This window comes from Amycolatopsis pigmentata, assembly GCF_042684065.1.
Taxonomy (GTDB): Bacteria; Actinomycetota; Actinomycetes; order Mycobacteriales; family Pseudonocardiaceae; genus Amycolatopsis_E; species Amycolatopsis_E pigmentata.
In genome coordinates this window covers 255017-277953 of record NZ_JBHUKR010000007.1, presented here as the reverse complement: position 1 = coordinate 277953, position 22937 = coordinate 255017, and the positions used below count along the sequence as shown (strand labels likewise).

General features: G+C 69.3%; 25 protein-coding genes and 1 riboswitch. Of the genes, 15 read left to right on the top strand and 10 right to left on the bottom strand.

Going from position 1 to position 22937, the window contains the following annotated elements; all coding sequences use genetic code 11:
- Nucleotides 1-6 precede the first annotated feature (6 nt).
- Nucleotides 7-969, top strand: a complete 963-nt coding sequence (locus ACFSXZ_RS14245; RefSeq protein ID WP_378265288.1) for a ring-cleaving dioxygenase — start codon at nt 7-9, stop codon at nt 967-969.
- Nucleotides 970-1036: 67 nt separating this feature from the next.
- Here ACFSXZ_RS14245 and ACFSXZ_RS14240 read toward each other — a convergent pair whose 3' ends face one another.
- Nucleotides 1037-1228 (bottom strand): hypothetical protein, encoded by a 192-nt coding sequence (locus ACFSXZ_RS14240; RefSeq protein WP_378265286.1) that lies wholly within the window; start codon nt 1226-1228, stop codon nt 1037-1039.
- 128 nt (nt 1229-1356) lie between these two features.
- On the opposite strand from ACFSXZ_RS14240, the gene ACFSXZ_RS14235 reads away from it, so the two are divergent.
- Complete coding sequence (locus ACFSXZ_RS14235; protein WP_378265284.1) at nt 1357-1932, top strand: Abi-alpha family protein; 576 nt, start codon at nt 1357-1359, stop codon at nt 1930-1932.
- A gap of 50 nt (nt 1933-1982) precedes the next feature.
- On the opposite strand, the gene ACFSXZ_RS14230 is transcribed toward ACFSXZ_RS14235, so the two are convergent.
- Nucleotides 1983-2240 carry a hypothetical protein gene (locus ACFSXZ_RS14230; protein WP_378266527.1) on the bottom strand — a complete coding sequence of 86 codons (258 nt, stop codon included), beginning with the start codon at nt 2238-2240 and terminating at the stop codon, nt 1983-1985.
- Between ACFSXZ_RS14230 and ectA the strand changes: the two genes are divergently transcribed.
- The 5 genes from ectA (at nt 2149) to ACFSXZ_RS14205 (ending at nt 8341) form a co-directional block, all read left to right on the top strand.
- Nucleotides 2149-2649 carry a diaminobutyrate acetyltransferase gene (gene ectA / locus ACFSXZ_RS14225; RefSeq protein WP_378265282.1) on the top strand — a complete coding sequence of 167 codons (501 nt, stop codon included), beginning with the start codon at nt 2149-2151 and terminating at the stop codon, nt 2647-2649. The two genes, ACFSXZ_RS14230 and ectA, sit on opposite strands and share 92 nt — an antisense overlap.
- 38 nt (nt 2650-2687) lie before the next feature.
- Entirely contained in the window at nt 2688-3941 is a 1254-nt protein-coding gene (ectB, locus tag ACFSXZ_RS14220) for a diaminobutyrate--2-oxoglutarate transaminase (protein ID WP_378265280.1), read from the top strand.
- A gap of 24 nt (nt 3942-3965) precedes the next feature.
- A complete protein-coding gene (locus ACFSXZ_RS14215) occupies nt 3966-4373 on the top strand; it encodes an ectoine synthase (RefSeq protein ID WP_378265278.1) in 408 nt (135 codons plus the stop codon).
- An 11-nt stretch (nt 4374-4384) separates the two neighbouring features.
- Nucleotides 4385-5287 carry an ectoine hydroxylase gene (gene thpD / locus ACFSXZ_RS14210; protein ID WP_378265276.1) on the top strand — a complete coding sequence of 301 codons (903 nt, stop codon included), beginning with the start codon at nt 4385-4387 and terminating at the stop codon, nt 5285-5287.
- A 309-nt stretch (nt 5288-5596) separates the two neighbouring features.
- Nucleotides 5597-8341 carry an AfsR/SARP family transcriptional regulator gene (locus tag ACFSXZ_RS14205; RefSeq protein ID WP_378265274.1) on the top strand — a complete coding sequence of 915 codons (2745 nt, stop codon included), beginning with the start codon at nt 5597-5599 and terminating at the stop codon, nt 8339-8341.
- A 193-nt stretch (nt 8342-8534) separates the two neighbouring features.
- On the opposite strand, the gene ACFSXZ_RS14200 is transcribed toward ACFSXZ_RS14205, so the two are convergent.
- The 5 genes from ACFSXZ_RS14200 to ACFSXZ_RS14180 form a co-directional block, all read right to left on the bottom strand.
- Nucleotides 8535-9413, bottom strand: coding sequence for a hypothetical protein (locus ACFSXZ_RS14200; protein ID WP_378265272.1), 879 nt, complete (start codon nt 9411-9413; stop codon nt 8535-8537).
- Nucleotides 9413-9892, bottom strand: a complete 480-nt coding sequence (locus ACFSXZ_RS14195; RefSeq protein ID WP_378265270.1) for a DUF6932 family protein — start codon at nt 9890-9892, stop codon at nt 9413-9415. Before ACFSXZ_RS14195 ends, ACFSXZ_RS14200 begins: the two co-directional genes overlap by 1 nt.
- 245 nt (nt 9893-10137) lie before the next feature.
- A complete protein-coding gene (locus tag ACFSXZ_RS14190; protein ID WP_378265268.1) occupies nt 10138-10944 on the bottom strand; it encodes an SGNH/GDSL hydrolase family protein in 807 nt (268 codons plus the stop codon).
- A gap of 420 nt (nt 10945-11364) precedes the next feature.
- The gene (locus ACFSXZ_RS14185) at nt 11365-12333 is read right to left on the bottom strand and encodes an N-acetylglucosamine kinase (protein WP_378265266.1); all 969 of its coding nucleotides are present in this window, start codon (nt 12331-12333) and stop codon (nt 11365-11367) included.
- Nucleotides 12330-13364, bottom strand: coding sequence for an SIS domain-containing protein (locus tag ACFSXZ_RS14180; RefSeq protein ID WP_378265264.1), 1035 nt, complete (start codon nt 13362-13364; stop codon nt 12330-12332). Before ACFSXZ_RS14180 ends, ACFSXZ_RS14185 begins: the two co-directional genes overlap by 4 nt.
- Before the next feature lie 100 nt (nt 13365-13464).
- Between ACFSXZ_RS14180 and ACFSXZ_RS14175 the strand changes: the two genes are divergently transcribed.
- The 3 genes from ACFSXZ_RS14175 to ACFSXZ_RS14165 all read left to right on the top strand — a co-directional run bounded on the left by ACFSXZ_RS14175 (nt 13465) and on the right by ACFSXZ_RS14165 (nt 16629).
- Nucleotides 13465-14193: a GntR family transcriptional regulator gene (locus tag ACFSXZ_RS14175; RefSeq protein WP_378265262.1), complete on the top strand. Its 729-nt coding sequence runs from the start codon at nt 13465-13467 to the stop codon at nt 14191-14193.
- The gene (locus tag ACFSXZ_RS14170) at nt 14190-15671 is read left to right on the top strand and encodes an MFS transporter (RefSeq protein WP_378265261.1); all 1482 of its coding nucleotides are present in this window, start codon (nt 14190-14192) and stop codon (nt 15669-15671) included. The genes ACFSXZ_RS14175 and ACFSXZ_RS14170 overlap by 4 nt, the downstream gene beginning before the upstream one ends.
- A 139-nt stretch (nt 15672-15810) precedes the next feature.
- On the top strand, nt 15811-16629 hold the full coding sequence (locus tag ACFSXZ_RS14165; RefSeq protein WP_378265259.1) for a hypothetical protein: 819 nt from the start codon (nt 15811-15813) through the stop codon (nt 16627-16629).
- On the opposite strand, the gene ACFSXZ_RS14160 is transcribed toward ACFSXZ_RS14165, so the two are convergent.
- Nucleotides 16592-16990 carry a MerR family transcriptional regulator gene (locus tag ACFSXZ_RS14160; protein ID WP_378265257.1) on the bottom strand — a complete coding sequence of 133 codons (399 nt, stop codon included), beginning with the start codon at nt 16988-16990 and terminating at the stop codon, nt 16592-16594. The genes ACFSXZ_RS14165 and ACFSXZ_RS14160 overlap by 38 nt on opposite strands.
- A 114-nt stretch (nt 16991-17104) precedes the next feature.
- Between ACFSXZ_RS14160 and ACFSXZ_RS14155 the strand changes: the two genes are divergently transcribed.
- Nucleotides 17105-18178, top strand: a complete 1074-nt coding sequence (locus ACFSXZ_RS14155) for an alkene reductase (protein ID WP_378265255.1) — start codon at nt 17105-17107, stop codon at nt 18176-18178.
- A gap of 163 nt (nt 18179-18341) precedes the next feature.
- On the opposite strand, the gene thiE is transcribed toward ACFSXZ_RS14155, so the two are convergent.
- Entirely contained in the window at nt 18342-19010 is a 669-nt protein-coding gene (gene thiE, locus ACFSXZ_RS14150; protein WP_378265253.1) for a thiamine phosphate synthase, read from the bottom strand.
- Nucleotides 19011-19195: 185 nt separating this feature from the next.
- A riboswitch (TPP riboswitch) is annotated at nt 19196-19304 on the top strand.
- Here thiE and thiO point away from each other — a divergent pair.
- The 4 genes from thiO (at nt 19299) to ACFSXZ_RS14130 (ending at nt 21969) form a co-directional block, all read left to right on the top strand.
- Nucleotides 19299-20447: a glycine oxidase ThiO gene (gene thiO / locus ACFSXZ_RS14145; protein WP_378265251.1), complete on the top strand. Its 1149-nt coding sequence runs from the start codon at nt 19299-19301 to the stop codon at nt 20445-20447. Its footprint overlaps the riboswitch before it by 6 nt.
- A 1-nt stretch (nt 20448) precedes the next feature.
- Nucleotides 20449-20649, top strand: coding sequence for a sulfur carrier protein ThiS (gene thiS, locus ACFSXZ_RS14140; protein WP_378266452.1), 201 nt, complete (start codon nt 20449-20451; stop codon nt 20647-20649).
- A 5-nt stretch (nt 20650-20654) separates the two neighbouring features.
- Nucleotides 20655-21413 carry a thiazole synthase gene (thiG, locus tag ACFSXZ_RS14135; protein WP_378265249.1) on the top strand — a complete coding sequence of 253 codons (759 nt, stop codon included), beginning with the start codon at nt 20655-20657 and terminating at the stop codon, nt 21411-21413.
- A 130-nt stretch (nt 21414-21543) separates the two neighbouring features.
- Nucleotides 21544-21969, top strand: coding sequence for a MarR family winged helix-turn-helix transcriptional regulator (locus tag ACFSXZ_RS14130; RefSeq protein ID WP_378265247.1), 426 nt, complete (start codon nt 21544-21546; stop codon nt 21967-21969).
- 57 nt (nt 21970-22026) lie between these two features.
- Here ACFSXZ_RS14130 and thiD read toward each other — a convergent pair whose 3' ends face one another.
- On the bottom strand, nt 22027-22869 hold the full coding sequence (gene thiD / locus ACFSXZ_RS14125) for a bifunctional hydroxymethylpyrimidine kinase/phosphomethylpyrimidine kinase (RefSeq protein ID WP_378265245.1): 843 nt from the start codon (nt 22867-22869) through the stop codon (nt 22027-22029).
- Nucleotides 22870-22937 lie beyond the last annotated feature (68 nt).

The window sequence follows — 22937 nt, the reverse complement described above, 5'->3', positions numbered from 1 at the left end:
GACCGGATGTCCATCAAGACCAGCGGCCTGCACCACGTGACCGCCATCGGCGGCGACCCGCAGCGCAACGCCGACTTCTATCTGCGCACCCTCGGTCTGCGCCTGGTGAAGACGACCGTCAACTTCGACGACCCGGGCACCTACCACCTCTATTACGGCGACCAGTCGGGCAAGCCCGGCACGCTCATGACGTTCTTCCCGTGGCGGGACGCGCCGAGCGGCCGCCGCGGCACCGGGCAGGCCACCACGACCTCGTTCTCCGTGCCGGAGCGTTCGATCGGATGGTGGCAGCAGCGGCTCACCGAGGCGGGCGTGAGCGCCGGCCGGATCGCCGGCCGCGACGGCGAGGACGTGCTGACCTTCCATGATCCCGACGGCCTCCAGCTGGCACTGGTCGCGCATCCGCAGGGCGACCCGCGCGATCCATGGGACAACGGCCACGTGCCCGCCGAGCACGCGATCCGCGGCCTGCATTCGGTGACGCTGTCGGTGGCCGAGGAGGACGCGACCGCCGAGATGTTCCGCGAGCTGGGACTGAGCTTCACCACTTCCGAGGGCAACCGCCTGCGGTTCAGCGCGGGCGAGGGCGGGCCGGGCGCGATCGTCGACATCCTCGTCACCCCGGGTGCGCCGCGGGGTCTGGTCGCCGCCGGAACCGTGCATCACGTCGCCTGGCGGGCACCCGACGAGCCCACCCAGGCCGCCTGGCGGGCCGAACTGGTCGACCGCGGCGTGTCGGTGACGTCCATTTTGGACCGTCAGTACTTCCGCTCGATCTACTTCCGGGAACCGGGCGGCACGTTGCTGGAGGTGGCCACCGACCAACCCGGGTTCTCGGTCGACGAGCCCCTTCTGGAGCTGGGCCGGGCACTCAAGCTTCCGCCGTGGCTGGAGCCGGACCGCGAGCAGATCGAGCACGCGCTGCCCGTGCTCCGCCTGCCGGCCGAGAACAACCCCGAGCGGGTGTGACACCGGTGCGGGTCTGTCCATAATGGACCAGTGACGTTCCCCGGCGCCATCGGCGCCGGGGATTCCGTCACAGCGAGGATTTCCTCCTCCCCGAAACCGTGACCACCCGGAATTTCGCCGATCTTTTCTCGGCACCGGGTGTACTCCGAAAAAGACGGTCGTGAAACGGATCACCGCCACCGTGACGGCCGCGAAAAAGATTCTTGACCGGCAGCGGCGGAATAATGCCCACCGGCTGCGGCGAAACGGTGATCACCATACGTTTTCACCTTGGTACCCAAGGTGATCGTCACCCTGTGTGCTGGGTCGGCGTGCCGCTGGACGGAAAGTGGCCGCGCTCCGCGGTCACCTGGACAGCCGACCGTGGACAGCTGCGATACTCGGCGGGTGGCCGGCGAAGACGAAAGTGTGCTGCGGAGAGCGGCCCGGCTCGTCGGAGTGGTGCTGGCGGGCTCGTCCGCGCTCGGAGATCCCGACGGCGCGGTCTCCGCTGCCGACCCGCTGCGCGTCGCGATGAAGGACCTGCTGGACGCCTCCGCCGAGTTCGACCATGAACAGGCTCGTGAGGACCTCTACGTCACGGTGCTGCGGCAGCTGACGCCGGACGAGGCACGCATCGTGTCGGTGCTGGCCACCGGCGTGGCGTTTCCCGCGGTCGACGTGGTCGGCCGGGACCGCGTGGTGTTACGGAACGCATCCACCGTGGGCGAGGCGGCCGGTGTCGTGCTGCTCGAAGAGGTGCCTGCCTACCTGACGAGACTGGCCGGTCTGGGCCTGGTCGACATCGACGGGGAAAACGCCGAACTTGGCGCCCAGTACGAGATTTTGGCGACCTCTTCACTCGTTCGCACGGCCCTGGCCTCGGCCAAACGGGGGAAACTGGTCCGGCGGACGGCGCGCATCTCGGGGTTCGGCTCCCGCTTCTGGGCGGCTTGCGATCCGGCGAAAAGTCGCGCGCTGTGAGCGCCACCACTACCTTGTAACACGACAACACGCTTCGGCGCTTTCTGTAGTCAGTAAGCGCCGAGGGTGGTGCGCGCGGCGCTTACCACGTTTTCCGGCGTGATCACAATGGTTTTGTTGGCATTATCACAGCGTTTCATTGTCATTGCAGGTAGGTAGCCTGCGCCCGGCGCGTCGCGCTGAACTGGATAAAAGACTCTGTTAGTTTCTTTTGACATGTCCGGAACGCGGTTGATCGAATCTCCAACGAAAGCCGACGGTGCCGCGCTGTGGCGAATCGCACGGGATTCCCAGAAGTTGGATCTCAACTCGCCTTATGCGTACCTGTTGTGGTGCCGTGATTTCGCCGAAACATCCGTTGTGGCCAAAGTGGATGGTTCGCCGGTTGGTTTCGTGATCGCGTACCGTAGACCACAGGCGCCGGACACGGCGCTGGTGTGGCAGGTGGCCGTGGACGCGTCGCAACGCGGCCAGGGCCTGGCCGGGACGTTGCTCGACGAGCTGTTCAAACGGCTGACCGGGCAGGGCGTGCGTTATCTCGAGACAACCATCACGCCCGACAACAAGGCGTCGATCAACCTGTTCACCTCGTTCGCGAGACGGTGGGACGCGGCCCTGGAAAGCTCGACCTTGTTCACCCGGACGGACTTCCCGTCCGACGGCGAGGCGCACGAGCAGGAGGACCTGTTCCGTATCGGACCGCTTTCCCTGACCTAGCAAGGAAAACCAACCATCAGTCGGGAGATGGGAATTCAGTGAGTATCTTCGAAGAGCTCGAGTCCGAGGTGCGCAGCTACAGCAGGGGATGGCCGGTCGTCTTCGACCGCGCGGTCGGCAGCCGGATCTACGACGAGAACGGCAACGCCTATCTGGACTTCTTCGCCGGGGCGGGTGCCCTGAACTACGGGCACAACAACCCCCAGCTGAAACAGGCACTCCTGGACTACCTCGCGCGTGACGGCGTGACCCACGCGCTCGACATGTTCACCGTCGCCAAACGGGATCTGCTGGAGACGTTGCAGGAGAAGATCCTCGCGCCCCGTGACCTCGACTACAAGGTGATCTTCCCCGGGCCGGGCGGGGCGAACGCGGTCGAAGCCGCGCTCAAGCTGGCGCGCAAGGTGACCGGCAAGGAATCGGTCATCAACTTCACCAACGCCTTCCACGGCATGACCCTGGGCGCGTTGTCGGTGACCGGGAACTCCATGAAGCGCAGCGGCGCCGGGATCCCGCTGGTGCACGCCACCCCGATGCCCTACGACAAGTACTTCGACGGGGTGTACCCGGACTTCCTCTACTTCGAGCGGCTGCTGGAGGACGCCGGCAGCGGGCTGAACGAGCCTGCCGCGGTGATCGTGGAGACGGTGCAGGGCGAGGGCGGCATCAACGCCGCGCGCGTGGACTGGCTGCGTGGCCTGGCGGACCTGTGCCACCGGCACGGGATCCTGCTCATCGTCGACGACGTGCAGATGGGCTGTGGGCGGACCGGCCCGTTCTTCTCCTTCGAAGAGGCCGGGATCGTGCCGGACATCGTGTGCCTGTCGAAGTCGATCGGCGGGTACGGCCTTCCGCTCGCGCTCACGCTGATCAAGCCCGAGCTCGACGTGTGGGAGCCGGGCGAGCACAACGGCACCTTCCGCGGCATCAACCCGGCGTTCGTCACCGCCTCCGAGGCGCTGCGGGTGTACTGGAGCGACGACGAACTGGAGAAGTCGACGCGCGCCAAGGGCGAACGGTTCGGTGCCGCGCTCGACGGCATCGCGAAGGGCTACCCGGACGCCGAACTCACGGCCAAGGGCCGCGGTCTGGCTCGTGGCCTGGAGTTCACCAGCGGCGCGCTGGCCGGCCGGGTGTGCGCGGCGGCGTTCGAGCGTGGCCTGCTGATGGAGACCTCGGGGCCCGACGGCGAGGTCATGAAGCTGCTGCCGCCGCTGACCCTCACCGACGCGGAGGTCGACGAGGGACTGGCCATCATCGAAGAATCCGTCAAATCCGTACTCGCCAAATAAGTACAGCCAAGACAAGGAGCGCACGTGATCGTCCGGACTCTCGACGAGATCACCGACACCGAAGCCGACATCCAGACGCCGAACTGGCGCAGCAAGCGCATCGTGCTGGCCAAGGAGAAGGTCGGATTCTCGGTGCACGAGACCACGCTCTACGCCGGGACCGTGAACGACTTCTGGTACGCCAACCACATCGAGGCCGTGTTCGTCTTCGAGGGCGAAGGCGAGATCACCAACAAGGAGACCGGGGAGACCTTCCAGCTGAAGCCCGGCTCCCTGTACCTGCTCAACAACCATGACAAGCACCAGGTGCGGCCGAAAACCGACATGCGCACCGTCTGCGTGTTCAACCCGCCGGTCACCGGCCGGGAGGTGCACGACGAGCACGGGGTGTACCCCCTGGTGACCGAGGATGACGAACCCGCGAGCGTATAGGAGGGATCGCGTTGACCATCATCGACACCGGAGTCGAAGACTTCTACCCGACCCGGGTGACCGGAAAGGTACATCCGATCGACCGGACCGATCCGACGGTCTGGGGTGCCCCTGGCGACGGGCCGGTCGACCCGGCCACGCTCGCCTCGCACGAGGCGAAGGGCTATCACATCGCCGAGGGGCTGCTGTCTCCGGCGGAGGTACAGACCTACTGGCAGGAGCTGGTCCGGCTCTCCGGCGACCAGGAACTCGCCGCCGACGAGCGCGTGATCACCGAGAAGCGCAGCGGCGAGGTCCGCTCGATCTTCGAGGTGCACAAGATCAGCGAGCTGATCGCGGAACTGGTCCGTGACCCCCGGATCCTCGACCGGGCACGGCAGATCCTGGGGTCGGACGTCTACATCCACCAGAGCCGGGTCAACTACATGCCCGGCTTCCGGGGCACCGGGTTCTACTGGCACTCCGACTTCGAGACCTGGCACGCCGAGGACGGGATGCCCCGGCCGCGGGCGGTGAGTTGCTCCATCGCGCTGACCGACAACTACCCGTTCAACGGCGGGCTGATGGTCATGCCCGGCTCGCAGCGGACGTTCGTGCAGTGCGCCGGTGAAACGCCGGCGGACAACTACAAGGCGTCGCTGAAGGAGCAGGAGATCGGCGTGCCCACCGAGCACGACATCACCACGCTCGCCGCGGAGTACGGGATCGACCAGTTCACCGGGCCCGCGGGGTCGGCGCTGTGGTTCGACTCGAACATCATGCACGGTTCGGGCAACAACATCACGCCCTACCCGCGGTCGAACATCTTCCTGGTGTTCAACAGTGTGGAGAACGCGCTCGTGGATCCCTTCGGGGCGGCCAAGCCGCGGCCGGCGTTCATCGCCTCCCGTGACTTCACCCCGGTGACGCGCTGACTCACCTGACGCGTGCTCGACGAGTCGGGCGCACATCACAAACTCGCTTGCGCGGGTCGCCTGTAGCAAGCGGGTAGCAGCCTGTTACCGTGTCGCCACCGCGACGGCGACGAGCCCGGAGCGGCCCCTTTGCCGGCCGGCGGCCCGGGTTCTCCTTAGCTCGGGGTGAGTCCCCGTCGCCATATGCCGGCAACGGCGGGGAGCATCCGGCCCCGCTACCAGTTTCATCGGAACGGCCCTACGCCACCGGATCGGGACCAGTGGCGTGGGGCCGTTTCGTGTGAAATAGTCTCCGGCTGGGAGGTGGCCGTGGGGGACGGCTTGCGCATCCAGCTTCTCGGACCGGTGCAACTACTCGATTCCGGCCGCCCGGTGGCGGTCGGCGGCCCCGGCGTGCGCGGCCTGCTCGCGTTGCTCGCGCTCGAGCCCAACCGCATCGTCGCGCTCGAGGACCTGATCGACGCGCTCTGGGCCCACAGTCCGCCGGCCAGCGCGCGGACCATCGTGCACGGCAACGTTTCGCTTCTCCGGCGTGCGTTCCGCTCGCTGGAGGAACCGGACACGGCCCGGATCGAAACGGCTTCGCCCGGCTACCGGCTGGTGATCGATCCCGAGCGGATCGACGTGCACCGGGCGCGGACGCTGCTCGACCGGGCCGCCCGGATGCCGCTGCTCGCCCGCGCTTCGGTGCTTTCCCAGGCATATGCCCTGTTTCAGGGGCCGGAGTTGTCCGGAGTGCCGGATTCGGTGCGTGCGCCCGAACTCACGGATCTGCGCATGGCGGTGCACGGCGCGCGGGTGGACGTCGAACTCGTCCTCGGCCGTCACGCCGAGCTGATCGCGGAACTGACCGCCGTGGTGCGAGAAAATCCGCGCGCCGAACGCACGGTGGGTCAGCTCATGCGGGCGCTGTACTACTCGGGCCGCCGTGCCGACGCGCTCGAGGCCTATCGTCAGGCGGCCCGGTTTTCCTCGAGCAGGTTCGGTATCGACCCGGGACCCGAACTGCGTGAACTCCAGGAGCGCATCCTCAACGACGACCTCGCGGCACCGGTCACCTTGCCGTCGCCACGCGTGGAGGTCGACCTCGCCAGGATCGTGCCCCGGCAGTTGCCGCGGGATTTCGGCGCGCTGGCCGGGCGGCGCACCGAACTGGACTGGCTCGACGGGCTGAGTGACGGCGCCGTCGTGGTGATCACCGGCATCGCCGGGGTCGGGAAGAGCGCGCTGGCGTTGTCCTGGGCACACCGGGCCGCCGCGCGGTTCCCGGACGGCGTGCTGTTCGCCGCGCTGGCGGGGTTCGACCCGCACCATCCGCCTGCCGAACCCGCCGAAGTGATCTCCCAGTTCTTGCTGGGTCTCGGTGTCCGGCTCGCGGACCTGCCCGAGCGGCCGGCCGAGCGCGTGGCGCTTTACCGGTCGCTGGTCGCGGGCCGCCGCATGCTGGTCGTGCTCGACGACGCGGCCGACGCCGACCAGGTGCGCCCGCTCCTGCCGCCCGGAAGCGGGTCGACGGCCCTCATCACGAGCCGGGCGCGCCTCGATGGCCTGGTCGTTTCGAACGCCGCCAAGGTGCGTGGACTGGACCCGCTCTCCCGGCCGGATTCGGTCCGGCTGATCGCGGCCCTCGCCGGTGAAGACGCGGCGGAGCATCACGAAAGACTCGCCGAACTGTGCGGGGATCTGCCCCTCGCGTTGCGTATCGCCGGAGCGCGCCTGGCCACGAGTCCGCCCTGGGAGGTCGAGGGTTTTCTGGCGGAGCTCGCCAGCGAATGCACCAGGCTGACCGCGCTGGACGTGGACGACGCCGGTGTCCGCGCCGCGCTCGACGTGTCCCGCCGCAGGCTTCCGAAGGACGTGGCGGAGACCTTCCGGATTCTCGGCGCGCTCACCGCGAACACCTTCGGCTCGCATCTGGTCGCCGTGACCGGGGAGATCGGCTTGGCAGAGGCGCGGCGCCGGCTGCGGATCCTCGCCGAACACCATCTGTTGATCTCCAATGGCCGAGACGTGTTCACCCAGCACGACCTGGTGCGGCTCTACCAGCGGGAACTGGTCACGCCCGAGGAGCGCGCGCTGGTCCTCACCCGCTCGATGCGGTACTACCGAGCCGCCGCCGACCGGGCGCGCCGATGTCTGCCGCACGTGGTCGACCCGCTCGATTTCCGGGACCTGGCGGTGGAAACGCCCGACCCGGGCAACGTCGACGACGCGCTCGCGTGGTTCGCCGCCGAGTGGCCCAACCTGCTCCAGACCCTGACCGCCGCCCAGGCGGCCGGGCACCATGACGAGGTGTGGCGGCTGGCTCGCGTGGTGCACACCTACCGCGAGGTGCGCCCGTTGTGGGACGAGTGGACCCGGCTGGTGTCGCTCGGTTCGGCTTCGGCCGAGGCATCGGGGAGCGGCGAGGCCCGTTGCTGGATGCTTCTCTCCCGGTGCGCCTTCGCGCTGACCTTCGAGCTCGCCGCCGACGGTCTCGCCGACGCCGCGCGAGCGCTGGAGATCGCGAACTCGCTGGGCGAGGCACGGCTGATCGTCTCGGCGGAGGTCCACCTCGGTTGGGCGCTCACCCTGGACGGACGGTACGACGAGGCGATCGACCGCTTGCTCGGCGTGGTCGCCGAGACCCTGCGCGCGGGCGACCTCCACCTGCACGGTCAAGCGCTGAACGCCTGCGCCGAAGCGGAGCGAAGAGCCGGAAACCACACGGCGGCGGTCAAGCATCAGCTCGCCGCGCTGGAGGTCGACCGGAGACTCGGAGACGACAGTTCGGTGGCCGTTTCCCTGAACAATCTCGCCGCGCTGCATCTGAGCGCCGGCGATTTCGAAGCGGGTGAGCGCCGGGCGCGAGCCGCCATCGGCATGGCCGAGAACCGGGGATTGCTGCTCCAGGAAGCGGTTTCCCGGCTCACCCTGGGCCGGATCATGCGCGCCCGGGGCGACGTCGAGGAGGCCCGGGTGCAGCTCGTCCTGTCCCGCGACCTGTACCGGAGGGTGGCCCCGAGGCCGGCGCCCGGAGTGCTGGCGGAACTGGAGTCCCTCGATCGCGGTTAGAGAGCGGCTCTACCGCGAAAGGCCGCTTGAAGCATCGGTTAGCGAATTCTTAGTCTCCGGTTTTGCTGTTGGCGTAGGGTTCGCTTTAGACCGTCTGACGCAATGGGGGAGCGTCAGACGGTCGCCTACTTTCGTCTTACGGCAGGAAATTTCCCACAATTCGTCGCATCTCGACACCCATGACCGTCGGCGTTCACTGGGTGAAAAGCGTGACTTCCGGCGTGATCGCGAGTAGCTCGTGCACGGGTCGGCCACGCCTGCCGTCGATGGTGGTGGTGCGCACTACCCGCAGCCGGGCCGTCACCGGCCGGTCCAGGTTTTCCTTGATCTGGCCGAGAAGATCCGGCGAGACCGCGCCCTGGATCGTGCCGCCCGATTCCCGCTCCAGGTAGAAGATCCTCCGCCGGGTGCGGACGCCGTCGAGCCTGCCGGTCACCGTCTCGTAGCCGACCGCTTCCCTCGACTCCCGCAGGCTGCTGTGCAGCACCTTCGCCTGGTCCAGGGTCATGCTCCGGGCCACTTCCTCGCCGGAGGTCGGGGTCAGCTCGAGGCCGATGCCGGTGTTCTTGACGACCGCGTTGACGATGTCGCTGACCGCGTTGCGGACGGTGTCCCGTTGCAGCAGCACCGCGTCCAGCGCGCCTTCGTCGGATCCGTTGGCGGGCAGGAAGTCGCACAGTTCCTTGACCGCGCGCTCGGAAAGGGTCTCGATGCCGTCATGGATCAGCGCGTCATCGGCCGCGGGCTCGGGAAATCCGAAGAAGATCGTGTTCCCCGCCTGGCCGCGTTGCAGCAGCGGCGCCTTGTCCCGGTCGGCCGGCTGGACGTAGGTGATCTCCCCCTGCGGGTTCCGGATGATGTGGCCGATCTTCGCGGTCGCGTCCTGCAGCGCGCGGCTGATGTCCGAAAAGGTGTAGGCGTCCAGATGGGTGGGCCCGAGCATCGACACCTTGAGCAGCGGCGAGGCGGTGGTGCGTTCGAACTTGGCGTGCGCGGCCATCGCGGACGCGCGCGCCAGGTCGTCCAGCCAGGTGCCGCCCGGAATGTCTTCGGCGATCCGGCGGAAGTCCATCACCACACCACCTCGGGAAAACCGCGCCCGCCCTGGTCGGACCAGGTCCGGGCCCAGGTCTCCTCGTCGCCGGGGAAGCAGAGGAAACCGTCCAGCAGGCCGCCGACCGGTTGAACCTTGTCCAGGTACATCGCGGGCCTGCCGACCATCACTCCGCGCAGGGTGAGCAGGCCGTAGAGGGATCCGCGGGCCGGGCCGGTCATGCGCTTGAGGCTGCCCCAGTCGTCGGGAATCAGCACCACGTCGAGACCACTCGGCACGGCTTCGGTGCGCGCGATGAACGCGCCGCCGATCCAGGCACGCCCGGACGGGATGATCCTCGCGACCGCGCCGAGGTAGCTGTTGAGGGCGCTGAACAGGATTTCGCGTTCGTTCTGGTGCGGGGCATCGAAGACCAGGCGTTCGTAGATGTCGGCAAGATCGGCGGGGAGCCGCCCCGGTGGGAGAAGCCCCTCCAGGGTCCAATGCGGGAGCGGCATGCCCAGAAATTTAGCAGCGACGCGCAGCGTCTCCGTTGAGGGTGGTGGTGGGCGACGGGTGGGGATTCGGAAGCAAGGAGTGTTTACTACGGATCATCCGTGCCTAATCGGCGGCCGGACGAAAAGCGTGCCCGGCCGCGTGCAGCGGCCTCCGGCGGACGATCAACGCGGTGGGCGGCCACCGTCGCCGCCTCCGGCCGAGCAAACACTCCTTCCTCGACAAACCAGGGCGCCGGGCCGGCGGGTCAGGTCGCGGTGGCGCGGTCCTCGGCTGGGGGTGCGGGCAGCGGCGTGAGCGGGGAGAGTTCGGGGCGCTTGGGGGCGAGGCCGTCACCCATCGACTGGCCGCGGAGGTGGCGGCTGATCCAGGGGAGCAGATGGGCCCTGGTCCACGCCAGATCCGAGCGGCGCGAGGCGATCCAGTTGTCGTGGTTCTCGAGGACGGGCCACGGCTCGCGCCAGTCCTCGGAGGTCGGTACCTCCAGCACTTCGGCCGTGCGCAGCGCGATCCGCCGGTGCGCCTCGGAGGTGAAGTGCAGCCGGTCGTCGCTCCAGGCACGGTGGTCGCGCAACACGTCCATGGCCCACAGATCGACCACCTTGGCGCCGTGGCGGTGCGCGATGGCCCACAGGTTCGCGTTGTAGATCCCGATCTTGCCGCGGAGCACGTTCACCACCGACAGCACCTTCGGGTCCGGACCGTTGAACAGCACGACCTCGATGCCCGCGCCGCGCAGTCGCGCGACGACCTCGTCGATCTGCCGGCAGATCTCGTCGACGTCGGTGCCGGGCACGATCACGTCGTTGCCGCCGCCGCACAGGGTGACCAGGTCGGGCCGGACCTCCAGGGCGATCGGGACCTGCTCGGCGATGATCTCGGCGAGCATCTTCCCGCGCAGCGCGAGGTTGGCGTACCGGAAGCCCGGTCTTCCCGCCGCCAGGATCTCCGCGAGCCGGTCGGCCCAGCCACGGAACGCGCCGTCGGGAAGCGCGTCGTTGAGACCTTCGGTGAAGCTGTCCCCCAATGCCACGTAGCTTTCGTAGCCATACACGCCGCGGTCCCCTTTCGCCAGCCTGAATGCCCAGTGCAACACGCGAGGGTGCTCCGGTCATCCCGACCTACGCCACCGGCGGTTCACGACCCGGTGGATGGAAAGACATAGTTTCTTCTTCAATCGGTTGGTCGCGCATCACCATTACCGGTGATAGCCCCGATCGTGTGGCAAATATCTCGCCCGTCCGGGTGCCGGATATGTTCTCCCGACAGTACGTAGGCGCAGGTTTACCAAAAGCACCCGAACCGGTGCCGGCTGTCCACTGTGGGCGGTGCCGGGATTCGGGCGCGAAGGCGCCACCACCGCGGCGGTGGACTGGACGACCGCGGGCATAAGACGGCCCCCGGCGAGGGGGAGGTCCGGGGGCCACGTTCCACGGTACGCGAGGGGCACCGAACCGGACAGTCCAGCGGGCGGTCAGTTCATCAAATCTTTTGCTTCCGGGCGTACGGCCTTCCGTCCGAACGCCTCCACGGCCGCCAGCCAGGCCGCGCCGATCACCCCGTCGGCGCTGGTGTGGACCTCGTGCCCGGCGAGCTTTTCCCGCACCCTCGCGCCGACCGGTCCGGCAAGCACGCTGCCGCACAGCACCACCGGCGTCGATTCGCCCTGGTCACGGGTCGCCATCGCCAGGTCCACCAGGAGAGTGGCCGCGCGTTCCACGATCGGGTCACCGTCCGGTGCGGCGGTGGCCAGCGGGGCGAAGCGGGCCAGCCGGATCGGTGGCTCGCTGTTGGCGACGGTGATGAGCCCACGCCAAGCCTGAAGCCGGTCGCCGGGATCGACCCCGGTTTCGGCCAGCACCGACCTCGACAGCGCGCCGAGATCCTTCCCGCCGCTGAGTTCGTCGAGTGTTCGCCGGACCGCTTCCCGTCCCAGCCAGAACGCCGAACCTTCGTCGCCGAGCAGCCAGCCGTAGCCACCGGAGGTGGCCACCATGCGGTGGTGCCGGATGCGGCCCGCGATCGAGCCCGTGCCCGCCACCAGCACGGTGCCGTCCGGGGCGGACGTGGCCGAGGCGAAGGCGACTTCCGCATCGGAGAGCACCAGGACCCGGGGGAGCCCGAGCGTTCGCCACGTGTCGTCGAACAGAGCGGCCACGGTGGGGTCGGTCAGCTTGCTGCTCCCCGCCATCCCGATGACGCAAGCGTTTGCTGCCTGGGGTTCGATGCCGGCCGCCGTGACCGCGGCCGTGATCGCTTCACCGATTCGTGCCGCGGCGAGTTCCACCGGATGGGAGTTCGGGTTGGCGCCACCCGCACCGCCGCGGCCGAGTACGGCCCCGTCGCCTGCGACGGCCAGCGCACGCGTCGAGGAGCCCCCCGCGTCGACGCCGACGACGAAGCCCTGCCGCGCCGGCACCGGATCTCCGAACTCCACCGTCATCGCGTCTTCGTCACCTTGAGCAGCCCGCGGGGCCGGTCGGGGTCGCCGCCGCGGGCCAGGGCGAGGCCGAGGGCCAGGTTCTGCACCGGCAACACCTCCAGGACCGGCGCCAGCTCTTCGGGGACCGAAGGCACCGGCAAACGCACCGAAGCGGGCACCTGCTCGCTCGCCGAGCCCAGGGCGAGCACGTCGGCGCCGCGCTCCGAGACCGCGGTGAGCACGTGCCGCATGGCCTCGCCACCCCGGCCGGAGCCGGTGATCGCGAGGACCGCGGTGTCCTCGTCGATCGCGGCGACCGGACCGTGCAGCAGGTCCGCACCGCTGTAGGCACGGGCCGCGACGTAACTGGTCTCGGCGAGTTTGAGCGCGGATTCGAGTGCGGTCGCGTAGGAGTAGCCCCGGCCCGTGGTGATGACCCGGTCGACGAACCGGTAACGGTCGACGGCGCGCTGCACGGAGGCCTCCAGCGCCTGCTCGGCGAGTTCGCCCAGTCCGGCGGCGTCGCGGCCGTCGCCGCCCCGGACGGCGTCGAGGAGCAGATACAGGGCGAGCAGGGTGGCCGAATAGGTCTTGGTCGCGGCGACGGCCCGCTCGGGGCCGGCACCGAGGTGCGCGGTCAGTTCGGCCGCCTGGTCCAGCGGTGAGCCCGGGGTGTTGGTCACCGCCACGGTCAGCGCGCCCTGTTCGCGCGCGGTCTCGGTGAACTCGACCAGATCGGGTGAACCGCCGCTCTGGCTCACCGAAATCAGCAGCACATCACGGAGATCGGGACGCGCACCGTAGAGTGTGACGGTCGACGGCGAGACTAGCCCGGCCGGTAGTCCGAGGAGTACCTCGATCAGGTACTTCGCGTACAACGCGGCATGGTCGCTGGAGCCGCGGGCGGCCAGCAACGAGAACCGGGGCGGTCGTCGCGCGATCACCTTCGCCACCTCGGCGAACTCCGTGCGGCGAGCCACCAACCCGGCCAGCACGGCGGGCTGTTCGGCGATCTCGGCGGCCATGTGCTGTCCGGGCGAAGCCATCGACATCCCTTCATAGGTCTAGACCAACGCTACCCCGAGCAGGCCAGCATGCGAAAAGGGTAGTTTCTTGCTGCACTGGGTGTGTGGGTTCGAGGAGGAGTGAGTCATGGTGGACACGATCACGCGCGGTCAGCGCGAGCCGAAGTTCTGGGCGTTGAAGCAGCATCTCCTGGACCTCCTCGACGCTCTGCCCCCGGGCGCTCCCATCCCCACCGAGCGCTCACTGGCGACCGAGTTCGCCGTGTCGAGGACGACGGTCCGGCAGGCGCTCGCCGACCTCACCGCCGAGGGGCGGTTGCACCGGGTCCAGGGCAAGGGCACCTTCGCCGCCGAGCCGAAGCTGGCCCAGCGGCTCCAGTTGTCCTCCTACACCGAGGATATGAAGGCGCAGGGCCGTGAGCCGTCGTCGAAGCTGCTCGAGATCGACGAGTTCCCGAGTGAGCACGACCTGGCCAAACTGCTGGGCATCCGGACCGGCGCCAAGGTGCTGCGGATGCGCCGGCTGCGGCTCGCCGACAACGAGCCGATGGCGCTGGAGACCACGCATCTCCCGCTCGCGCGCTTCCGAGGGCTGCGCAGGACGGTTTCCGCAGGTGGATCCCTGTACGAGGCCCTGCACGACCAATACGGTGTAGAGATGGAGCGAGCCGAGGAGACCATCGAGACCGCGCTGGCCGGGCCGCAGGAGGCCGACCTGCTCGGTGCCGATGTCGGGATGCCGATGCTGCTGCTGTCGCGGCACTCGTTCGCCACGGACGGGAAGCCGGTGGAGTACGTGCGCTCGATCTATCGTGGAGATCGTTATAAATTTGTTACCACACTGACCAGGCCATGACCGTCCGGTGGGGCAGTGGCCAGGCACACGGCGTGCTCGTCGCGACCATCCTCGGCTCGGGGATGGCCATGCTCGACGGGACGATCGTCAACGTCGCGCTGCCCCGCATCGGCACCGAACTCGGTGCTTCGGTGGCCGGACTGCAGTGGATTCTCGACGGCTATCTGCTCGCGCTGGCTTCGCTCATCCTGATCGCCGGGTCGCTCGGCGACCGTTACGGGCGGCGGCGGGTGTTCACGATCGGCGTGGTCTGGTTCGGCGTGGCCTCGGTGCTGTCCGGCTTGGCCGTGTCGACGTCGATGCTGGTGGCGACCCGGGTGCTGCAGGGCGTCGGTGGAGCGCTGCTGACACCGGGCTCGCTGGCCATCCTGGAGACGGCGTTCGCCCGTGAGGACCGCGCCCGCGCGATCGGCGCCTGGTCCGGGTTCGGCGGACTCGCGGCGGCGGTCGGTCCGCTGGTGGGCGGTCTGCTGGTCCAGGTGTGGTCCTGGCGCCTGGCGTTCCTGATCAACGTGCCCATCGCGGCGGCCTGCGTGTTCTTCACCCGCCGGTATGTCCCGGAATCGTGTGACCAGCGGGAGGGGCAGCGGCCGGATGTCCGGGCGGCCGCGCTCGGCGCCCTTGGCCTCGCCGGGATCACCGCCGCGCTCGTGGAAGCCCCCGCGCAAGGCGCCGCCAGTCCGGTGGTGCTGGTCAGCGCGGTGCTCGGTGTGGCGGGGATGGCCGCGTTCGTGCGGTCACAGTTCACTTCGGCCGACCCGTTGGTGCCGCCGTCGCTGTTCGGCAACCGGAGTTTCACCCTGGCCAACGGGCTGACCTTCGTCGTCTACGCGGCGCTGGGCAGCGTGTTCTGGTTGCTGGTGCTGCAGTTGCAGGTCTCGCTGGGCTACTCGCCTCTCGTCGCGGGGCTGGCCAGCCTCCCGGTGACCGTGATCATGCTGGTGGGCTCCAGCCGGTCCGGCGCGCTGGCGCAGCGGGTCGGACCGCGCACACAACTCGTGATCGGGCCGCTCCTCATCGCCGGCGGGATGCTGCTCATGCTGCGCATCGCCCCCGGCGCGTCCTACGTCGGCGTGGTCCTGCCCGCCGTAATCGTGTTCGGGCTGGGTCTGGTGACGGTGGTGGCGCCGGTGACCGCCACCGTGCTGGCGGCCGCGCCGGACCGGAACGCCGGGGTCGCCTCCGGGGTGAACAACGCGATCGCACGGGCGGGCGGCCTGCTGGCCATCGCGGTGTTGCCCGCCATCGCCGGGCTGACCGGTGAGTCGTACGCCGACCCGGCCGCGCTGACCGCCGGATGGCGCGTTTCGTTGCTCGTCTGCGCGGTTTTGGCGATCATCGGCGGACTGCTGGGATCCGGTGTGCGGAACGACGTTCTCGGTAAGCGAAAAGAGCCCACTCCGCCGGCCGCGCGACCGGCCGAGAGCCTGCATTGCGGAGTCGCCTCACCGCCGACCCACCTGCGCGCCACCAGGTAGTCCCTTCGTTCGTGTGTCTATTGTGGACAATTGAGTGGCAATGCTCACGAATCCGCCGGAATAGGAAGTTATCCGGCGGGTTACCCCGTTGAACGTGCGTGAGGTCGGATTGGTAAAAGTGCGCGAGCAGAACGGAACCATGGTTCAGAAAGCCGAAAACTCCAAAGAGAAGGGCCTCAAACCGGCGCAGGTGTGCGCCTCGGCGCTGGCGGCGGTCACCGCGGCGTTCCTGGGGTCGACGCTCGGCGTCGCCGGAACGATCGCCGGAGCGGGTGTAGCGAGCGTGATCACCACGATCGGTAGCGAGGTCTACCTGCGGTCGTTGCGAAGAACGCGGGAGGCCGCCCGCAAGACCAGGATGATCCTGGCGGGCCCGGATACCCGGCTCCGCCAGGAGACTCGGCTGCTGGAGCCACCACCCCCGCCTCCGAACCCGCTTGTCCGGCCGGACGCCCCGCGCCCTGACGACGAGACCGTGTACCTGCCGCGGCCGGGCCAGGGCGGGGCGTCGAGCGAGGAGCCCACGGTTTTCCTTTCACCGTCGACGGGCGATCCGACGGCGGTGTCGTCTCCGTCGGGCGCGGTGCGGCCGAAGAAGCCCTGGGGGGCGAGTCGCTGGATGCTGGCCGCCGGGCTCAGCGTGGTCGCGTTCGCGGTCGGCATCCTGGCGATCACCGGGTTCGAGGCGCTCACCGGACATGCCGTCTCGGGGGGCACGGGCACCACGGTCGGCCAGCTCATCCAGGGCCCACCACCCTCCGCGCCGGCCACGGCCCCGTCATCTCCGGCGACCGTCACCCGGGAACCGGCCGGCAGTTCTCCACCTGTCAGCACGACGACGACCGAGACCAGCACCACGACGACGGTCTCCCCAGGGTCTTCTCCCGCGACCTCGACGACGAGCCCGCCATCGTCGTCCGTCAGTGCGCCATCGAGTGCGCCTCCGTCGAGTCGCTGACCCGCAGACCCTCGCGATGCGCCCGGGCGCCGGCCATGAGGCCGTCGAGAGCGTCCCGGGTGCGCATGAGGTCGTCGATGTGTTCGGAAAGCCGTTCGCGCTCCTGCGCCATCCGTGCCAATGCCGCGTCGCTGGTCTCCTCGCTGGGTGAATCGACGCACGGCAGCAGTTCGGCGATGGTGCGGCTCGACAGCCCGGCGGTGTACAAGCGCTGGAGGAACCTGACCCGCTCGACGTCGTCTTCCTGGTAGTGCCGCTGCCCGCTCGCGCTGCGCGTGCTGGTCAGCAGCCCCTGCTCTTCGTAGTAGCGCAATGACCGGACGCTGACCCCGGCCTGTGAGGCGAGTTCCCCGATCCGCACGTCGTCCTCCCGCTGTGACCCGTGACATAACTCTTGCATCTGACGTCAATGTCAGGTTTTAGCGTAACGCATGCGCCCGCTTTCCGGGCGTCACGAACTACGAAGGAGCCTGACGTGACGACCCTGTTCGACAGTTATCGGCTTGGCGAACTGACCTTGCCCAACCGGACGGTGATGGCCCCGATGACACGGGTCCGGGCGGCCGCCGGAGGTCTGGCGACGCCGTCGATGGCGACCTACTACGCCCAGCGAGCGACGGCGGGCCTGATCGTGAGCGAGGGTGTGCAGCCGAGCCTGATCGGGCAGTCGAACCCTGGCACGCCCGGACTGCACACCGACGAGCAGGTCGCCTCGTGGCGCCCGGTGACCGCCGCGGTGCACACCAACGGCGGCCGGATCTTCGCGCAGATCATGCACGGCGGCCGGGTTTCGCATCCCGAGACCACCGGCACGGTGCCCGTCGGGCCCTCGGCGGTGGCGGCGGTCGGCGAAGTGTTCACTCCGAGCGGTCCCCAGTCCGCGCCGACCCCGCGCGCGCTGGACACCAGCGAAGTTCCTGAGCAGGCCGAGTCCTACGCCCTGGCCGCGCGCCGGGCCATCGACGCCGGCTTCGACGGGGTCGAACTGCATGGTGCCAACGGCTACCTGATTTCGCAGTTCCTTTCGTCCAACGCCAATCTGCGCACGGACCGCTACGGCGGGTCGGTGGCCAACCGGGTCCGGTTCGCCGTCGAAGCCGTCTCCGCGACCGTCGAGGCCATCGGTGCGGCCAGGACCGGCATTCGTCTTTCTCCGGGAGCGACGTTCTGGGGCGTCGAGGAAACCGATGCGCCCGAGCTCTACCAGGCGCTGCTGGCGGAGTTGGCCCGCCTCGAGATCGCCTACGTGCACTTCGAAGCGACCATCGACGAGGAAATCCTCGTCGAGTTGCGCCGCGCGTGGCCGGGCACCTTCATGGTGAACCCGACGCTGCCGATGGGGCCGAAACAGGCCGGCCGTGCCGAAGCCGACCACTGGCTCGGGCTGGGCGCCGACCTCATCAGCTTCGGCCGCGGCTTTCTCGCCAATCCGGACCTCGTCGAGCGCCTGCGCACCGGGCTGCCGATCGCTCCGGTCGACGAGGCGACCTTCTACCAAGGGGGCGACGCGGGTTACCTGACCTACCCGTCCTACCAGCACGCGGCCTGAGGAAGCTCGAAACTCCGATTTCGCCGGCCGGACGGACATTTCCGCTCGAACGGGAAGAGGTCTGGACAACAAGCCCAACGACCTCGACGCCCACCCCGGGTACCTGCCGTTCGGTCACTCGACCGAACGCTGTTGGGGACGGCACATGCGGAAGTGAAGCCCGTCACTCGGCAAGCCGTCGACGGATCGCGCGAGCCGCGGCCTCCGGGTCCTCCGCCTGCGTGATGGCGCGCACGACGACCACGCGCTCCGCGCCCGCCGCGAGGACCTCCGGCAACCGGGCTTCGTCGATCCCGCCGATCGCGAACCACGGCCGGGACGTGCCGAAGCCCGCCGCCTCCCGCACCAGGTCCAGGCCCGGTGCGGGACGGCCGGGCTTCGTCGGAGTCGGCCAGCACGGGCCGGTGCAGAAGTAGTCCACACCGGGCTCGTCCGCCGCCGTCCGGGCCTCCTCGGTCGCGTGGGTGGAGCGGCCGATCAACGGTCCGTCCCCGAGGATCCGGCGGGCCACGCTGACCGGCAGGTCGTCCTGGCCCAGATGCAGGACGTCGGCGTCGACCGCCAGTGCCACATCCGCGCGGTCGTTCACGGCGAGCAGCGCACCGTGCCGCGCGCATGCCTCGGCGAGCGTTTCGAGTGCCGCGAGCTCCTGTTTCGCCTCGAGCGGCACACCGTCGGCCTTGTCCCGCAACTGAATGATGTCCACACCGCCGGACAGCGCGGCGTCCGCGAACGCGGCGAGATCGCCCCGGTCCCGGCGCGCGTCGGTGCACAGGTACAACTGTGCCGAGGAAAGCCGTTTCCGGAGCTGCTCACCGTCAAGACCAGGCATAGTTTCTCCAGCTTGCCTTATTGAGAACGCGCGCACGTGGACGGGTGGCCAGGTCGTGAGATCCCCGTGGGGCGCCAGTTGCGCGGTACGGCGACCTGCCTCCCCGTCCCCGTAGCTTCGCGGGTGCGTCCACCCCACCAATGCGGCAACCTCGCGTTTGGCCTTATGTTCAGCGAGTATGCTGGAAAGGTCCGCACGGGAGCCCGGGGCACGGGCTGAGAGGGAGCCGGAGCCGCTCCGACCGTGGAACCTGATCCGGATCATGCCGGCGCAGGGAGCGTGATTCTCTTGTCCAGCACCAGCCGTGCCGGGGCCGTTGCCGCCCGGCGGAAGGTCGCCGTCGTCGGTGGCGGGGTGATCGGCCTGTCCGTGGCCTGGCGGGCCGCTGCCGCCGGGCATCCGGTGACGGTCGTCGATCCCCGCCCCGGATACGGGGCGTCCTGGGTCGCGGGCGGCATGTTGGCGCCGGTCACCGAAGCCTGGCCGGGTGAGGAGGAATCGCTGCGCCTCGGCGAGGAATCGCTGCGCCGGTGGCCGGAGTTCGCGCGGGCGCTCGCCACCGACGGCGGGGATCCCGGGCTGTCCACCGAAGGGACGGTCGTGGTGGCCCTCGACCGCGGTGACGCGGGTCAGCTCACCGTTCTGGCCGACTATCTCGCCTCGGTGGGACGAACCGTCGAGCAGATCACCAGCAGGCGCCTGCGGGCCGTCGAGCCCGGCCTCGCCGGGGCGGTCCGGGGCGGTCTGCTCGTACCCGGCGATTTGGCCGTGGACAACCGGAAGCTGCTGCGCTCGCTGCACGCCGCGGCCGCGCGGCACGGCGTGGAGTTCGTGGAGCGAAAGGCGGAAGCCATCGAGTCCGGCGTGGTCACGACCGGTTCGGGCACGGTGGAGTGTGACGTGGTCGTCGTCGCGGCGGGTGCGCACAGCGGGCGCCTCCACCCGGCGCTCGCCGGTGCGGTGCGGCCGTTGAAGGGCGAGATCCTCCGATTGCGAGCGCGCCGGACGAGTTTGCCCCCGCCCTCGCGTACCGTCCGCGCGGTCGTGGAGGGACGGCCGGTCTACCTCGTGCCCCGCGCGGGTGGCGAACTCGTGCTGGGCGCGACCCAGTACGAGGCCGGTTTCGACGAGAGCGTGACCGCCGGCGGCGTGCGCGAGCTGCTCGACAGCGCCGAACGGATCTTTCCCGGCATCGCCGAGTTCGAGTTGGTGGAGACCGCGGCGGGGTTACGCGCGGCGAGCGTGGACACCATGCCGTTCATCGGTGAACTCGCTCCCGGCGTGCTCGCCGCCACCGGTCACCACCGGAACGGGCTGCTGATGGCGCCGGTCACCGCCGACGCCGTCGTAGCGTTCTTGGCCGGTGAGAAGCCACCCGAGGGGGTCGAAGCCGCGGAGCCCGCGCGGCTCGATCGCCACCGTGACGAAGGGCAGTGAAGTGGAAGTTCAGGTCAACGGGGACTGGCGGACCGTCCCGGAAGGGACCACGGTCGCCCGGTTGCTGGAGAGCGTCGGTGCCACCGCGCGTGGTGTCGCGGTCGCGCTGGACGGTGAGGTCGTCCGGCGGAGCGCGTGGGCCGAGGTGGTCGTGCCACCGGGCGCGAAGTTGGAGATCCTGACCGCGGTGCAAGGTGGGTGAAACACATGCTCGACGAAACGCTCGCGATCGGTGAGCACAAACTGTCCTCACGCCTGATCATCGGTACCGGTGGCGCGGCGAACCTCTCGGTGCTGGAACGGGCTCTGGTCGCGTCGGGGACGGAACTGACCACTGTGGCCATGCGGCGCGCCGACACCGAGGGCGGCTCGGGGGTGCTGGAACTGTTGCGGCGCTTGGGAATCCGGTTACTGCCCAACACCGCGGGCTGCCGCAGCGCGGCCGAGGCCGTCCTCACCGCGCGCCTCGCCCGCGAGGCGCTCGACACCGATCTGATCAAGCTCGAAGTCCACGCCGACGACCGCACGCTCCTGCCGGACCCGATCGAAACCCTCGACGCGGCGGAACAACTCGTCGCCGACGGGTTCACCGTGCTCGCCTACACCAACGACGACCCGGTGCTCGCCCTGCGGCTGGAGGAGGCCGGATGCGCCGCGGTCATGCCGCTGGGCGCGCCGATCGGTACCGGGCTCGGCATCCGCAACCCGCACAACATCGAGCTCATCGTGGCCAGGGCCGGCGTGCCGATCATCCTCGACGCGGGCATCGGTACCGCCTCCGACGCCGCGCTCGCCATGGAGCTGGGCTGCGAAGGGGTGCTGTTGTCGACCGCGGTCACCCGCGCGCAGGACCCGGAGCGGATGGCGGCCGCGATGCGCGCGGCCGTTCACGCGGGATGGCTGGCCAGGGGCGCCGGCCGGGTCCCTCAGCGTTTCTGGGCACAGGCGTCGAGCCCGCCGCGCTGACGACCTTCCCGAGGTTCGTCCCGCGGAACACGTATGGTGATCCGCACCCTGGTCGGGGGACCATCTCCTCGCGCCGGACACCCGCCCGGCCCGCCACGCGGCGGCGTCCGAAGAAAGAAGGAGCTCGAAGGTGGACGAGTCGTCAACCGGAGACGTCGCGGGACGGCTGTACCTGGCCGTCGGCAGGTTGTCCAGGGCGCTACGGCAGGCGGGCAGCCCGGGCCCCGGCCACGGGGCGGTCTCCGCGCTGGCCACCCTCGTCGCACTCGGGCCGATGCGGCTGGGCGATCTCGCCGCGAAGGAAGGTGTCGCCGCGGCCACCATGTCGAGGATCGTGGCGTCGCTGGTCGACGCCGGTTACGCCACCCGCGAGCCCGATCCGGTCGATCGGCGGGCGTGGCTCGCGACGGCGACCGAGGAAGGCGAACGCACGCTGCTCGGTGTGCGGTCGACACGGGTACATGAGTTGAACCGCCGCATCGAACGGCTTCCCGAGAGCTACCGTGACGCGCTCGGGGCCGCCTTGCCCGCACTCGAAGCCCTTCTCGTCGAATAGTTCCGGCGCGCCGACTACGTCGAAGACGGTGGTGTAACCGTCGAGGCGGTGGCACGCTCAGCCGTTCGCGGGGCGATCTTCCGTTGCCAGGCGCCAGAAAGCCGAGACCGGACCCACCTTGGCGCCCATGCGATAGGAGTGCGTCACCGCGTTCGCGACGAACCACTTGCCGAAGCGCGCGGCCTCGGGCACCGTCATCCCGCGCGCCAGCCCGGCGGTCAGCGCCGAGGCCATCGTGTCGCCGGCGCCGTGCGTGTGCGGAGTGGACACTCGCTTGCCCGGCAGTTCGAGGAAATCCTCGCCGTCGTAGAGCAGATCGACGCACTCGGGGTCTTCGGTGAGGTGGCCGCTTTTCACCAGCACATAGCGCGGGCCGAGCGCGTGCAGGGCGACCGCGGCCTTCCGCATCAGTTCGCGGTCGGTGACGGTGAGGCCGGTGAGCAGCCGCACCTCGTCGAGGTTCGGCGTGAGCACGGTGGCGCGAGGCAGGAGCAGGTCTCGTAGCGCGGCGAGGCCATCCTCGTCGAAGAGCGGATGCCCGTGCATCGACGCGGCCACCGGATCGACGACGAAGGGCACCTCCCCGTCCCGCCCGATCCCGGCCCGGTCACAGGCCTGGCAGACCGCGGTGATGATCTCGGCGGAGGCGAGCATGCCGGTTTTCGCCGCGCCGACGCCCATGTCCGCGGCCACCGCTTCGATCTGCCCGGCCACGATCCGCGGGGGCAGGTCCGCGCGATCGTGCACCCCGAGGGTGTTCTGCACGGTCACCGCGGTGACCGCGACGAGACCGTGCACACCGCAGGTCAGAAACGTTCGCAGGTCGGCCTGGAGGCCCGCCGCGCCCCCGGAGTCCGAGCCGGCGATGGTGAGTGCGGTCGGCGGGCTCGCGTCGGTCATGGGAGCCAGTCTCTCCTATCGGCACGATCCCGCGACGCGGAAACCCCGTTTCCGGGGAACGGTTTCGG